This is a genomic window from Mesorhizobium sp. M1A.F.Ca.IN.022.07.1.1 (assembly GCF_003997575.1).
In the GTDB taxonomy this organism is placed as follows: domain Bacteria; phylum Pseudomonadota; class Alphaproteobacteria; order Rhizobiales; family Rhizobiaceae; genus Mesorhizobium.
The window spans coordinates 1-13,730 of record NZ_RZST01000142.1 but is presented as its reverse complement, the minus strand read 5'-3'; the positions used below and the strand labels follow the sequence as shown (position 1 = coordinate 13,730).

Below are 13,730 nucleotides of genomic sequence, written 5' to 3'. Positions count from 1 at the left end.
CACGTTCTAGCCCCGGGCGGCGGCGCTGCGGCGCTGCTCGCCGGCCGCTCGCGGACTGTCGATCGCCGCGGCTGGCCGCGCGTCAGCCGGCGCGACGACAAGGGTGGCACTGCGACCGATCTGGCCGGCACCGAATTTTTGCGCGAGCAGCCTGGCGGCTTCCGAAGGCTGCTCGGAGGGGCTGAGCGCCAGAAGCGCAAGATCGGCTTTGGCGAAGAGCTCCGGATTCCAGCCGTTCTCATTGAGCGAGGGCGCGATCACGAGCACGAAATCGAACGCGCTCCCGGCTTCGGCCAGAATGCCACGGAACGAGTTGCGATCGGCAACGCCAGGACTTTTTTCCGCCACTGAGCTGCACACGATCGTCTGCAGACCGGTCGCGCCATCGATGAACAATCCGGCGCCGTCTGTCGTCGCGCTGGACAGACGATCGCCAATTTCCACCATCAGCACGTTCTGATCGGCCCGTTGCATGCCTATGCCCAGCATCGCGCCCGCAATCCTTGCCTCGAAACTGCTGTGGATCGAAGACACGAGGATGACGAACGGTTTGCCGTGGTCGTTCAGGTGCAAGACCATCTGTCGCATGATCTTCAGGACGGCGAGCGACAGCGTTTCGTTTCCGGTCTGGAAGAGCTGTTTCCTGATCGCCTTGATGTTTGAATAGGCGGTCCCACCGGCGACGCCGGGCAGACGGTACTCGCCGAAATTGGCTGGCATCGGCAATGGCCGGGGGCTGACCGGCGCGCTGTCCTTACGGTCCACGAACGGCTCCGGCACGGCCGCCGTCGGCGACTGCGGGTCCTCTTGCGGCTGCGAGACCGGACCAAGCGCCAGAGCGAGGCCGCATCCGGCGAGGAGTCCCAGAACGGCGCTCACCAAGAGAAGCAGGACCGGCTTCGGCCATGTCGGCTGGACAGGCGGCGAAGCCACGCCGATCTTGCGCGCTTCGGAAGTCTGCACGCCCTGCATCTGCGACGTTTCCTGCGCCCGCTTGAGATAGTCGTCGAGCACGGCGCGCGCCGCCTGGGCTTTCGATTCCAGCTGCCGCAGCTGTACCTGCGCGATGTTCGAGTTCGTCGACTGTTGGCGCAGGGCTTCGAGCTTGTCTTGCAGCTTGCCGACATTCTGCACAGCGAGATCATAGCTGGCCTTCAACTGCTGTCTTATGCGATCCGCCTCGGCGGACATCAGCCGCTTCAACCGCTCCAGCTCGGACTGCAGCCGCCCGATGGTCGGGTGGCGCGGCCCGTACATCGTTTGCAGGCTGGCAAGCTCGGTGGCGCGCTGGTTGTAGTCATCGCGCAATTTGATGGCCGAGGTGGAGGTAAGAATATCCGCAAGCTTGGCGAGTCCGGCCGGCGAACTGCCCGCAGCCAGCGCCTGATTGTAGCGGTCCTTGGCCTGGTCAGCGTCGCCCTGGGCGGCGATCAGCTGCGTCGTCAGCTGATCGAGCTGCGACTGCAGCGTGCCGCCGTCCGTCGAATTGACGATATTGTGTTTCGTCTTGAAGTCTTCGACCGTCCGCTCGGCGTCGCTGACGTCCTTTTGCAGGCCGGAGATCCTGTCCGTGAGCAGCGTATTCACGTCGCTGTTGGCGCTCTCGCGTTCTCCCACCAGGCCTGCCCGGTACTGATCGACGATGGCATTGGCGATGCGCGCGGCCTTTTCCGGCGACGGCGACGTGAAGCTGACATTGATGACGTAGGTCAGCCCTTCGCGCTCGACAGAAACCTTGCTCTGGAAGCGCTTGAAGGCGGCGTCCTGCGGCGCGCTTGCGCCGGCTCCGAACAGACGTGAAGCAAGGCCGCCGCCGGCGAATTCCGGATCGCTGTCGAGCTTCTGGCTTTTGAAGACGGCGCCGAGCAGGTCTGGCGACTGGATGACGAAGACTTGGCTGGCGATAGCGGCGCTGTCGGAGCCGATCCCCGGAAGCACGTTGTTGAAATTGGTCGCGCGCGTGTCGCGGGGGTCGATCAGTATCGAGGCCGTTGCGGTATAGCTTGGTTTGGTCACCGCAAGATAGGAGAGCGCCAGCAGCACTGCCGCGCCGGCGATGGCAAGCACTATCACGCGTCGCGCCCAAAGGATGGCCCACACTGCACCTATGTCGAACAACGGCGTAAGAGTGCGCTCGTCGATACTGGCTGGCTTCATCGATTTTCCTCGTCGAGAGCCGCGACTTCACGACCTCACTCGTCTCCACAGTATTAAGGATTATCGTTAGCCATCCGTTAAGCTTGGCGGCGTGACGATGCGCTCGGCGCTGGCGATGCCGGTAACCATGCGAAGCGTTCGCGCTGGCGCGGTTGCGGCATTTTGCTTATGCAGGATCGGGTTTTGAGCGTCGTCGTAGGTGCGGGTAGCCCATCGCCGATCGTCTCAGGAGGCGAGGTTGAAGGACAATAAAGGGAACCGCGAGGCCGCCCCCGGGGCAGGGGCCAGCCCGGCGACCGACATGCGCATGTCGGTCACGGCGCTTGCCAAGAGCGGCGCCGTGGCCGGCATCATCAAACTTGCCAGCGCGGGCCTGTCCTTCCTGATGTTCGTGGCCGTGGCGATGGTGACGAACGAACGCGAGTTCGGCCTTTACAGCGCTACCTATGCCGGCGCGAGCCTGGTTTCCTTCTTCGCTTCGGTGGGCCAGCAGAGCACCGTGCTCAGGTTCTGGCCTCAATATGCCGGGCTGGGCGATCTCGGCTCGGCTCACGGGCTGATGGCGCGCGCCATTCTCGTGGCGCTGGCCGGGCTTGTCGGCACCAGCCTGCTCATCATCGTGGTGGGATTCCTGCCCTTCGTCGGCAGGGGAACGCCGGAATGGCTGCCGCTATGCGTGGCGGCGGCGGTGCTGTCGTTCTCGCTCGGCTGGTCGGAGTTTACCTCGGGCGCCTTCCGGGCCAAGAACGCGCTGATATCGGGCCTGCTGCCGCGGGACATCATTTGGCGCGCGGCGACAATCGCCGCCGTTGCGGCGCTGCACTTCATGCAAGTGAAGATCGATGCGATCGCGGCGACATATCTGACGGCGCTGCTGCTCATCCTGTCGGTCGTCCCGCAAACAATTGTGCTGTTGCGCGACACGGCGCGGGCAGATCGCGGTGGTCTCACGGAAGGGCAAAAGCAGGAATTCAAGACGGTGACGCTTGGCCTGTGGGGCGTCACCTCGCTGCCGCCCGCGCTCGGCCAGGTCAGCACCCTGCTCGTGGCGATGATCCTGGGGCCAGAGGCGGCAGGCGCGATCTTCGTGGCGGACCGGACCACGCGCTTCGTGACCCTTGCCCTCAACGGCATCAACCAGGCGCTGGCGCCGCAGATATCGGCGGCCTTCTACAGCGGCGACAGGGCTCACGTGCAGCGCATCACCAGCCTCGCCGCGCTTGGCGGCTCGGCCATTGCGCTGTGCGTGCTGGCGTCCTTCTGGATATTCGGCGACTTCATCCTGTCCATCTTCAATCCGGCCTATGCGACGCCGACCATGAGGGCGACGCTCGTCATCTTCGGCATCGGGGCGACGTTCGGCACCGCTTGCGGCCCGATCGAAGTCCTGTTGCAGTTGACGGGTCTGCAGCATGCGCTCTTCAAGGTGCTGGTCATCGTCAACGTTGTCGGACTTTGCGTGACGGCCGTGGCAACTTACTACCTCGGGTCCATAGGAGCGGCCCTCAGCATTGCCGGAACCGTCATCGCATGGACGGCTTTCGGGGTATTGATCGCCCGGCGCAGAATCGGCATCAACCCGTCGATCCTCGGCTTGTCCCTGGACAGGATCGGGCTGGTGCCTCATGCCCTCCTGAAGGGGCGCACGTGAAGATCGTCCAAGTGCAGACCCAGGCGGAAGCAGCGGGGGCGCAGCGCATCTCCGACATGGTGGGCGAGGGCTTGCGGGCGCGCGGGCACGAGGTGCGCACCGTCTTCATGTACCGCAAGACCGAAGCCTATGACCGCGATCCCAATGTGGATTTCGTCCTGACGGACAGACCGCGCGGATTGCCCGGGCAGATCCGGGCGACCGTCGGCCTGGCTCGATATCTGCGCGCGGCAGGCCCCGACGCAGTCATCACTTACCAACACTATGGCAATATCTTCGGCACGATCGGCGCCCGGCTGGCCGGCGTCAGGCACATCGTCGCAAACCAAAGCGGCGCCCCGCAAAGCATGGGCGTCATGGGGCTGCTCTCCCAAATCGACAAGCTGATGGGCACGGTCGGCCTTTACCAGGCGAATGTCGTCAATTCCGGCTGGACTCAAGCGCAGTTCGATCGCTATCCGCGCTCCTATCGGCGGCGCATGCGTCGCATCGATCACGGCGTACCCGCGCCGGGCGAGGAATTCGACAAGGCAGCGGCGCGCGCCGCCTTCGGCCTGCCGCAGGACGTTTGGCTGGCCGTATCATCGGGCCGACTGACGCGGATGAAGAACCAGATCGCGCTTGTCGGCGCGCTCGATCGACTGCCCGACGTCCATGTCGCGCTGGCAGGCGCGGGGCCGGAGCGCGAAGCGCTCGTCGCCTTTGCCGAAAGCCGTGGCGTTGCCGACCGCCTGCATCTCGTGGGCGAGGTTCCGCCGACGCGCATCTTCGAATTCCTCGCGGCCGGGGATGCCTATGCGTTTGCCTCGATGACGGAGACCTTCGGCCTCGCCTGCGTCGAAGCAGCCATTTCCGGGCTGCCGGTTGTGGCCAGCAACCTCGACGTCTTGCGCGAGGTGCTGACCGCGGAGGACGGCTCTCCCGCCGCACTCTTCGTCGAGGCCGACGCTGCCGGCATGGCCAGGGGCCTTGGCGATCTGTTTGCGCGGCCGGAAGCCAAGACCAGGCTTTCGGAGGCGGGACGGCGGCTGCGGGATAAGTATTCGCCGGCCAGGATGTGCGCGGGCTACGAGGCGCTACTGCTTGCCTGACCGCTTGCGCACGGCGGCGATCCCGTCGATCACTTCCAGGCGCCCGGCTCGATTGAGTGTGTGGATTTTCGGATAAGGAAAGTCGCCAGCCGCATCGATCGGCCGCGGCGGCGACAGCCGCACCGTCTGCTGGTTGAGCTCCAGCAACTCCGACAGGCCCAGCCCGCCGCCATAGCCCAGCGTTCCGTCCTGGACCGGAAGAAGCACGCGGCCGTCGCGGTTGCGCACGAAGGCTCCGCCCGGGCGGGCCATGCGGTGGTCGATCAGGACCGGGTTCGCCGGATGCGGCCGCCACGGACCGGCAAGCGCGGGGGCGGAGAAAATCACCAGCGTGTCGGAAGTGCTTCCATGGCCGTCACGGTCCGTGGCGAACAGCCAGAGCATGCCTTCATGCTCGAACAAGGTGGCATCGGAAATCTCGCCTTCGACCAGCACGGTCTCGACAAGCCAGCTGTCCGGGAAGCCCGCGGCGCGGTAGAGCGTGAGCTTGCCGCCGGCGCTCGCCTCCGGCAGCATCCAGATTGCGCCGTCGCGCTCGAATACCTGCGGGTAGGAGAGGTGGTGAGCCTCCTCCAGCACGACCCGAGGCTCGCCAGGAACGCCATCCGCATCAAACGGAACAACGGAAATGACCGCCTTTCCGGTCGCGTGCGGATAGTCCTCGACGAACACGAAGGGCTGACCCTGCCACCAGAAGGGGAACGGGTCGGCATAGAAATGATCGCCCGGATCCGGCAGCACCGACCAGCCGGTGCCGAGCTTGCCGGTATCGGCGACACCCGGCGCATCGGTAAAGCGATAGCCGACACGCCAATGCGCGTGGCGGAAGCGCGCGCGCCGAAGCGCTTCCCGGCCGAGCCGCGGCAGCGCCGAGCCGAAATAGGCGGATGTGAACCCGCCTCGCTCGCCACGACCATGGATTTCAGCAACTGCCCCTCGTGGCAGCCGGTCGGCCGCGAACGCGCGGGTGACCGACTGAACCAGAGTGATGGCGCGGGCGAACACGTCCTCGGTGCCGAGTGCGCTGGATTCCCGCTTGTCGACCATGGGCCGCGCTTGGCCGACCACCGTCTTCCCGTCGAGCACGGCCTCGATCACCGGGAGCCTGCCGGCCGCGACGGCAATTGCAGCCGAGAGATCGGCGCTGGATCCGTCGAAACGAAGGCCGATGGTGGGAACATTCGCCAAGGCCGCATCGCCGGCAAGATCGAGCCTCAGCGCGGGGGGGCGATTGCCGGGCCGTGCCGGGATTGCTTGCAGCGCGGAGCCGAGAAGGGGTCCGCGCCGGCGGAAAAGACGTTGCTCGAACTGGAAGGCGGCTTTTGCCGCTGCCGGCCAGGTCGCCGGCCCGGGCTGATGCGCCACCGCGACATCGTGGCCGTCCGCCTCCAGCCGCTCTATGGCGAGCCGCTGCCAATGGCGGGGCGCCGATTGCGGAACGATGACCTCGATCGCCAGCATGTCTTGGGCGGCTATGTCCTGCTCGGATTTCCAACAATGAGGAACGAGAGACTGGCCGAAAATACTTACATCGGCGTTACACGCAAAACCGGATTTCTACTTTTTCGGCATGATTTTCGACTTGCGATCCCGAAGCGGTTGTGGTCGTCCGCCCGGACTGCCATGCAACGCAAGATTAGCGGTTTCGGCATATACCAAGATTCCAACAATCGCGGCGACCGGTCTTGACCTGGAACGTAAGAAGTCGTGGATAGCCGCTGTCCCTGCCGGTTCGGATCACATGTTTGAAGTCACTGCCGAGGATGCGTTCGATTTCCGTTCGACGGAGTACGCCGAGCTCTTCGCCAGCTCGGCGGCAACCGCTTTTCAGCATCCGATTTGGCTCGCGCAACTTTATGAGAGGCTCGTGCGGCAAGGCGCCGCCACGCCACTGATCATCGTCGTCCGCGTGCGTGCGAGCGGAAGGCTCGCGATGGTCCTGCCGCTGGTGAGGCGCCGCTACACGCTGCTGAAGGTCGTGGAATTCGCGGATATGCGGGTTTCGGACTATGTCTCGCCCGTCGCCGACGAGGAGACCTTCTCCCGCATTCTTGCCGACGCCCGCACCGTCGCCGCCATCCGCAAGCATCTGCGGCCATACGATCTCCTGCGCATAGGCAAGCTGGCGGACCGCTCCCTGGCGATGGAGCACCTGCTTGGCGTCGACAAGCGCGACAGCATGGGCATGAGCGCCTATTCCAGCAAGCTGGAGCCGACATTCGCCGGCTGGCGCGAGCAGCGGCTGGACCAGTCCTATCGCAAGGAGCTGGATAAGAAATCCCGGCAGCTCAACCGCATCGGGGAGGCGCGCTTCGAATGCGTTGACGGCCCGGCCGCGGTCCGCACGACATTCGATGCCCTCAAGCTCTATCGCGGCAAACGCTTCGACGGCAGCAACGGTCCGGCCGACCTTTTGCAGCTGCCTTCCTATTTCGATTTCTACCTGGCCGTGGCCAATGAAGGGTGCGGCGGCTTCGCCCGCACCTATGCATTCTGGATGAACGGCCAGCCGATCGCCGGCGCGCTCGGGCTCAAGCACCGCGGCTCGCTCCTGGTCATCCTCGGCGGTTTCGACGAGGCCGGCTACCGGAAGCAGTCGATCGGCAGCCTGATGTTCGAGCAGATCGCCCGCGATTGCATAGAGCGCGGCGATCAACACCTCGATTTCACCATCGGCGACGAGCCCTACAAGCGCGTCTTCGGCGGCCGGCCTTCACCGATGTGGCAAATCTACCGCGCAGGCAGTCCGCTCGGCTATGCGGCGCATCTGACGGTGCAGAAATTGCCGGCGGCCAAGGCGCTGGCGCGGCATATCCTTGAGGCCGCGCATGTCAAGAAGGCCAAGCCTTCGGCTGTCATCGTGCCGCCGGCTGCCGATGAAGCCGCCGAGTCGTCCTAGTTGAAGCGGGTCGGATCGGACGCCTTACGCTAGCTTCAGGCGGTCGCGCACGGTTATGCCGAAGCGTCCTTTGAACGAAATGCGCCGGCTGACCCGCAATCAGGTCACGGCTTCCACTTGCGGCCGCTTGAGACCGCGCAGCCGCGCGGCAAAGCTCGGGCTGAACTTGTCGATCTCGTGCAGGATGCGGCGACGGCTGAAATGAACCTGCCGGCGCGCGCGCCAGCGCAGGTCCGTGTCGATGGTCAAGCTGCGGCGGAAATTCGCCAACTCGAGCCCCCGTTCATCCATCGCCTGCTTCGTGGGATCATCATAGAAGGTGGCGATCTTCGCCGCCGCCATGCCGGGCGAGGCCATCCACTGCGGCACGTGCACCATGCACAGGCGCTCCACATCGGTGAGGAGGCGGCTGACGCCTGTTCCGGCGGCCGGACAGGATGTCTGATAGGCGTCTCCGATCAGGACGACGCCGTCGCGCTTGCAATTTTCGGCGACGGTGATGTCGGTGAGCCAGCTCGAAACGCGGTCGATGACCTCGAAATCGCCAAAGGTCTTGAGGAGTCCCGGAAGCGTTTCAATGAGCGTTTCGCGCGGGCGGTCGCGCAGCGCCTTGACCCACGGGTCGGTATGCTCCCGGAAAACAAAGAGGTTGGCGCGGGTAACGCCGCCGGCCGGGAAGAAGTTCAGGTAATCGATGCCGTCCGAAACGCGTTCGCCGTAATAGGTCAGCGCCGGATGCTTGAACGCGCTTGCTCCCGCCGGCCGGACATTGAAACCGAAAGTCAGCGATTGGCGCTGGTGGACGAACCGGCGCTCGATGCCGACGTCGCGCCGCAGGATGTCGCCCATGCCGGTGGCAAGCACAAGCAGGCGAGCCGTCACATCCGGCTGCCCGATGATCGACACACGCTGCCGCTCTGGGCCGGCCTCCACAGCGCTCACCCTGCCGGCGACGAAGCGTACGGCCTTGGGCAGTTCGGCCCGCATCGCCGCGACGAGGTCGTCGTAGAAGATGCCGTAATGGCGGGCTCGCGTGCGGTCGAGCACTCGCCCCTTGCGCACGTTGACGATCTCGTCGAATGCCGCGGCCGCCGTGGAAAGACTGTCGAGGAGGCCGATCCGGCGCAGCTTGTCGATCTGGTCGCCGGCGATTTTCTCGACACGGAACTCGCGCGGAAAAACGTGATGGCGGTCGATCAGCGTGACACGGTAGCCCGACCGGCCGAGGAGAGTCGCGGCAAGTGTCCCGGAGAGCCCGCCGCCGACGACAGCGATCTCCGTGTCGGTTCCCTCCGGCAGCGGACGAAGCGAATGTTCGGCTGTCATTGGGAATACCTCAACAGGGCATAAAGGGCACGGGGATTGGTGGTGAAGTAGCGCCAGAACAGCCGGCGCGGCTCCATCAACATACGCCACAGCCATTCGAAACCCGCCTTCTGGACCCAGAGGGGGGCGCGCCGGACCTTGCCGGCAATATGGTCGAACAGCCCTCCGGAAGTCTTGATCACACCGACATTCGAGAGCCGCGAGCCAAAATCGCGGACAAAGATCTGCTCGCGCGGCACGCCGAGGCCGAGCCACAAAATGTCCGGTGCAAGCGCGTCGATCTCTTCGAGCTTTTTCTCGAGCGCTTCGCCGGTGAGGTAGCCATGGCTATGGCCGACGATGCGCAGGCGCGGATAGCTGGCTTTGATGCAGGCCACGGCCTTGGCGTTCCCGGCCTCAGTCGATCCAAGCAGATAGAAGGTCGCGGCCTCGTTCTCGGCGAGCTTCGCCACATCGTGGAACAGATCGGTGGTGGCCACCCGTTCCGGCAACCGCGTGCGGCACAATAGGCGCGAGGCGAGAACAAGCGGCTGGCCGTCGGCGAAGATCTGGTCGGCTTCGCGGAAGAGGGCGGCGATCTCAGATTTCGCGCGAACCTGGGCGATGACGTCGCCGTTGGCGGAGGTGAAGTAGTAGGGACGGCTGCCATGGCGGTGCTGCCGCGCCGCCGCGAGCATCAGGCGGGCGGCGCCCTGCCGATCGATCACGGTGACAGGCAGCCCGCCAAGCTGCACCGTCGGCAATGCAGGCAGGTCCTGCCGGGAAGGGGCTGCTTCCAGCGCTGCCACGGCGGTCACGCTTGGACGTCCGGTCGAAGTCTGGTGCTGCAACCGGGGAAAACGAGAGGTCTCATGGTTCGCGGACGTCAGATGTTGGCTGGAGTGGAGCGGATCCGATCCGCCGGTCGTAGCGCTGTGTTGTTCAAAATCTCTTTTTGAAGTTTCTAAAACTTTTCGCATAGGAGAAGTCGCCCCACTCTCCGGTAGTTCAAACTACCTCCTTCATGGCACCATACCTAAAAAAATCAAAAAGTTAAGCGACATGTTAATAGTTAGTTAATATGGACAATTTGAATCGAAATATAAATCAGTTTAACCTTTTGACCTCGACTTCACTTGCTTTTTGGGTGATTTTGAAGCTGCGTTTTCAACACGAATGCGATGCGATCGCCACTGGTGCGACCACATTGCAATGCCAACAAGCTCCTGATCTATCCTGGGTGATCCTGGGCCACGAAATAGTTGGTGAGGCGGGCAGCGACATGCATGGCGCCCGCCAGACGGGCAAAGCGGAAATCGCCCGGCGTCAGCTACTCCGGCAAAGGCCAAGACCGATCTTCATGGCTCTATTTCACACCGATGCCGGCGGTCAGGCCGCCGTCTATCTTGTAATCCGCGCCGGTGCAGAAGCTCGCTCTGGAGGAGCACAGAAAGGCGATGAGTTCGGCCACTTCTTCCGGTTCGCCGATGCGGCCAAGCGGATGCGCCGCACCGAAGCGCCTGTACGCTTCCTCGACATCGGCATCGCTGCCGGTTTCGCCACGCGCGGCCTTCTCCAGGATCGGTGTGCGGATCGAGCCTGGGCTGACCGAATTGACCCGGATGCCAGCCGCCGCGTAATCCAGCGCCAGCGAACGCGTCAGCGTATGGATTGCGCCCTTAGTCGTGGCATAGGCGGCGACGTTCTGCTGACAGGCGAAACCCTGCACCGAGGCGACATTGACGATGGCGCCGCCACCACGGCGGATCATTTCGGGGATGCCGTAATGCGCCGTCAGGTAGATCGAGCCGACATTGACCGTCATGGCCTTGTTCCATGTTTCCCAGTCGGTCGTGGTCGCGGTTCCGTAGGGATGGACGGCCGCCGAATTGACGATCACGTCGAGGCCGCAGAACCGTGCGACCCCGGCAGCGACGGCATCGCGGACCTGGTCCGCCACGGAGACGTCGGTGTCGACGACCAGCGCGCCGGCTTCGGAACTTTCCAGCTCCGCTCTCATTGCCGCATTGGCCGAGCGGTCGATGCCGCAGGCGATGATCGCAGCACCCCCTGCGGCGAGGCGCCTGGCGGTTGCCAGACCGATTCCCGTCGTCCCCGTCACCAGGGCGACCTTGCCAACAAAATCCTTCATTGCGGGAACTCCTTCAGTCACGTGTCGGAACCCGGCTCTTCCGGCAGGAATCGCAGGGCGAAATCCAGATGGCGGCTCATCAGGTAGGCGTAGGCCACTCTGTCGCGCGCGCGCAGGGCGGCGACGATCTCGCCATGCGCGGCGCGGGTGTCGGCCAGGACCGGGCGCATCTCCTTGCCGATGGTCATGATCCGCAGGATCACCGGGGAAAGGAAGGAATACATGTCCGACAGCATGCGGTTGTCCGCCAGCCCGATCAACGCCATGTGGAAGTCGAAATCATTCTCGGCGGCCTCCTGGATCGAGCGGCTCTCGACGATCCGCGCGTTGACCGCGTCGAGCGCTTCGATCTGCTCGTTGGTGGCGTTGAGCACGATGTGGTCGCCGATGCCGACTTCGATGATGCGCCTGAAGCCCTGAATGTCGGCGAAGGAGGAGCGCGAGACATCCATATGCGCGGCAAAGAAATTCTGGATGGCGATGCTATGCCCGTCGGCGAGCACCGCCCCGACGCGGGGTTTCGGTTCGATCAGCCCGTAGGTCCGGATAGCGCGCAAAGCCTCGCGCACGGTGTTGCGACTGGCGCCGGTGATCTCGCTGAGCTCGCGCTCTGTCGGCAGCACGTCGCCGACATTCAGCTGCCGCGAGCGGATGAGATCGAGGATCCGCCCGGCCGCGGCATCGACCGCCGAGCTGCCGCCGGCGTGGCGGCGGGCGCCGCTCTCGCGCGCGGCATGAGAATTTTCCAATGACGAATCTCCCAAATTGTTGGACCAGGATATCCCAAGAGTCCGGGAAAACAATCGAGTTGGACGCCGTCTCGATCAGTTTACCGCGCTACCTGTCGGCCGTCAGGCGTTCGAGAAAGCCGAAATTGTCGATTGACTCTCATCCTGGTCCAACAATAAGTTTCCGCTCTCTCTCAAAGGAAGGCAGCAAATGGAGCAGTGCTGGCGTTGGTATGGCCCGGACGATCCGGTGACGCTGGATCACGTCAAGCAGGCCGGGGCGACGGGCGTCGTCTCGGCGCTGCACGACATCTATGACGGGCGCGCCTGGCCGCTAGAAAACATCCTGGAGCGCAAGCGGATGATCGAGGCGGCGGGGCTGACCTGGTCGGTCGTCGAGAGCATCCCCGTCCACAACTCGATCAAGATCGGCTCGCCGGAACGGCTGCGCTATGTCGGCTTTTACAAGGATACGATCCGAGCGCTGGCGAAGGCCGGCATCGCGACGATCTGCTACAATTTCATGCCTGTGGTCGACTGGACCCGCACCGATCTGGCGTATCGCCTTCCGACGACGGGTTATGCATTGCGTTTCGACGCGATCGATTTCGCGGCCTACGACCTGTTCGTGCTGAAGCGACGGAATGCCGAGGCCGGCTACAGCGCCGCGCGCATCGCCGAAGCGGAAGCGCGATTGAAAGAGCTCAGCGACGAGAAAATCGACCGGATCGAGCGTAACCTTATCGCCGGACTGCCCGCCACCGAGCGCAGCTACAACCGGGACAGTTTTCGCGAGGCCTTGGCCGAGTACGATTCGATTGGGCCAAGGGAATTGCGCGACAATCTCGCCTGGTTCCTGCGCGAGATTATTCCGGTCGCCGAACAGGAAGGGGTGCGCATGTGCATCCATCCCGACGATCCGCCCTTCTCGCTCTACGGCCTGCCGCGCATCGTTTCGACAGCTGAAGATGCGCGGTTCATTCTCAATGCCGTGGAGAGCCCGGAAAACGGGCTGACATTCTGCACAGGCTCCTACGGCACGCGCGCCGACAACGACATCGTTGCCATGGTCAAGGAGTTCGCCGGCCGCATCCATTTCGTCCATCTGCGCAACGTCACCATCGAGGATGACGGCTCCTTCTATGAGGCCGAACATCTCGAGGGCGGCACCGACATGGCGCATGTCATCCTCGCCCTGATGCAGGAGGAAGCGCGCCGTCGGAAGGAAGGCCGCGCCGACTGGCGCATTCCGATGCGACCCGATCACGGACATCTACTCGCCGACGACATCGGCAAGACCAGGATCAATCCCGGTTATTCGCTGATCGGCAGGCTGAAGGGCCTCGCCGAACTGCGCGGCATCATGCGGGCCGTCGAACGGTTCGGGCTGGCATAGAATCGAAACTTTCCAGCCACATTACCGGCGAGCGCAATTCGCTGCATAATGACCGCGCTGGCCGAGAATCGGTGTTCGGCAAGCCGATCCTCCACGGCGGCGTCAGTTCTGGTATTCTCAATGCCCTGGTCGCGGAGGATTTGCCCGGGCCCGGGACCGTCTTTCTCGAAATCGCATGGAAGTTCGTCAAGGCGGTCGGCGTTGAGTAGGCGATCATCGGACGCGTGGAGGTCAAGAAGTTGCGCCCCGACAAGCCGATCTGCAAGATCGAGACCAGCCTACGCAACGGCCAGGGGAGCTTTGTCCCACCGGCGCGGCGACCGTTTTGACCGTCCCGCTGCAAGGCGCATG

The 13,730-nt window shown here is 64.0% G+C and carries 11 protein-coding genes; 5 read left to right on the top strand and 6 right to left on the bottom strand.

Annotated elements, in window-relative coordinates; all coding sequences use genetic code 11:
- Nucleotides 1-6: 6 nt before the first annotated feature.
- Entirely contained in the window at nt 7-2,157 is a 2,151-nt protein-coding gene (locus tag EOA75_RS17170; protein ID WP_127215207.1) for a GumC family protein, read from the bottom strand.
- A gap of 238 nt (nt 2,158-2,395) precedes the next feature.
- Between EOA75_RS17170 and EOA75_RS17165 the strand changes: the two genes are divergently transcribed.
- Complete coding sequence (locus EOA75_RS17165) at nt 2,396-3,808, top strand: lipopolysaccharide biosynthesis protein (RefSeq protein ID WP_127215208.1); 1,413 nt, start codon at nt 2,396-2,398, stop codon at nt 3,806-3,808.
- On the top strand, nt 3,805-4,899 hold the full coding sequence (locus EOA75_RS17160) for a glycosyltransferase family 4 protein (protein WP_127215209.1): 1,095 nt from the start codon (nt 3,805-3,807) through the stop codon (nt 4,897-4,899). Before EOA75_RS17165 ends, EOA75_RS17160 begins: the two co-directional genes overlap by 4 nt.
- Here EOA75_RS17160 and EOA75_RS17155 read toward each other — a convergent pair.
- Nucleotides 4,885-6,360: a hypothetical protein gene (locus tag EOA75_RS17155; protein ID WP_127215210.1), complete on the bottom strand. Its 1,476-nt coding sequence runs from the start codon at nt 6,358-6,360 to the stop codon at nt 4,885-4,887. The two genes, EOA75_RS17160 and EOA75_RS17155, sit on opposite strands and share 15 nt — an antisense overlap.
- Before the next feature lie 280 nt (nt 6,361-6,640).
- On the opposite strand from EOA75_RS17155, the gene EOA75_RS17150 reads away from it, so the two are divergent.
- Entirely contained in the window at nt 6,641-7,798 is a 1,158-nt protein-coding gene (locus EOA75_RS17150; protein WP_127215211.1) for a GNAT family N-acetyltransferase, read from the top strand.
- A 99-nt stretch (nt 7,799-7,897) separates the two neighbouring features.
- On the opposite strand, the gene EOA75_RS17145 is transcribed toward EOA75_RS17150, so the two are convergent.
- The 4 genes from EOA75_RS17145 to EOA75_RS17125 all read right to left on the bottom strand — a co-directional run bounded on the left by EOA75_RS17145 (nt 7,898) and on the right by EOA75_RS17125 (nt 12,004).
- Nucleotides 7,898-9,124, bottom strand: a complete 1,227-nt coding sequence (locus EOA75_RS17145; RefSeq protein WP_127215212.1) for an NAD(P)/FAD-dependent oxidoreductase — start codon at nt 9,122-9,124, stop codon at nt 7,898-7,900.
- The gene (locus EOA75_RS17140) at nt 9,121-9,801 is read right to left on the bottom strand and encodes a WecB/TagA/CpsF family glycosyltransferase (protein ID WP_245466655.1); all 681 of its coding nucleotides are present in this window, start codon (nt 9,799-9,801) and stop codon (nt 9,121-9,123) included. The genes EOA75_RS17145 and EOA75_RS17140 overlap by 4 nt, the downstream gene beginning before the upstream one ends.
- A gap of 668 nt (nt 9,802-10,469) precedes the next feature.
- On the bottom strand, nt 10,470-11,255 hold the full coding sequence (locus EOA75_RS17130; RefSeq protein ID WP_095823341.1) for an SDR family oxidoreductase: 786 nt from the start codon (nt 11,253-11,255) through the stop codon (nt 10,470-10,472).
- A gap of 17 nt (nt 11,256-11,272) precedes the next feature.
- Nucleotides 11,273-12,004, bottom strand: a complete 732-nt coding sequence (locus EOA75_RS17125) for an FCD domain-containing protein (RefSeq protein WP_066994028.1) — start codon at nt 12,002-12,004, stop codon at nt 11,273-11,275.
- A gap of 190 nt (nt 12,005-12,194) precedes the next feature.
- On the opposite strand from EOA75_RS17125, the gene uxuA reads away from it, so the two are divergent.
- Nucleotides 12,195-13,379: a mannonate dehydratase gene (uxuA, locus tag EOA75_RS17120; protein ID WP_127324721.1), complete on the top strand. Its 1,185-nt coding sequence runs from the start codon at nt 12,195-12,197 to the stop codon at nt 13,377-13,379.
- Nucleotides 13,380-13,450: 71 nt separating this feature from the next.
- Complete coding sequence (locus tag EOA75_RS35065) at nt 13,451-13,588, top strand: MaoC/PaaZ C-terminal domain-containing protein (protein WP_206628220.1); 138 nt, start codon at nt 13,451-13,453, stop codon at nt 13,586-13,588.
- Nucleotides 13,589-13,730 lie beyond the last annotated feature (142 nt).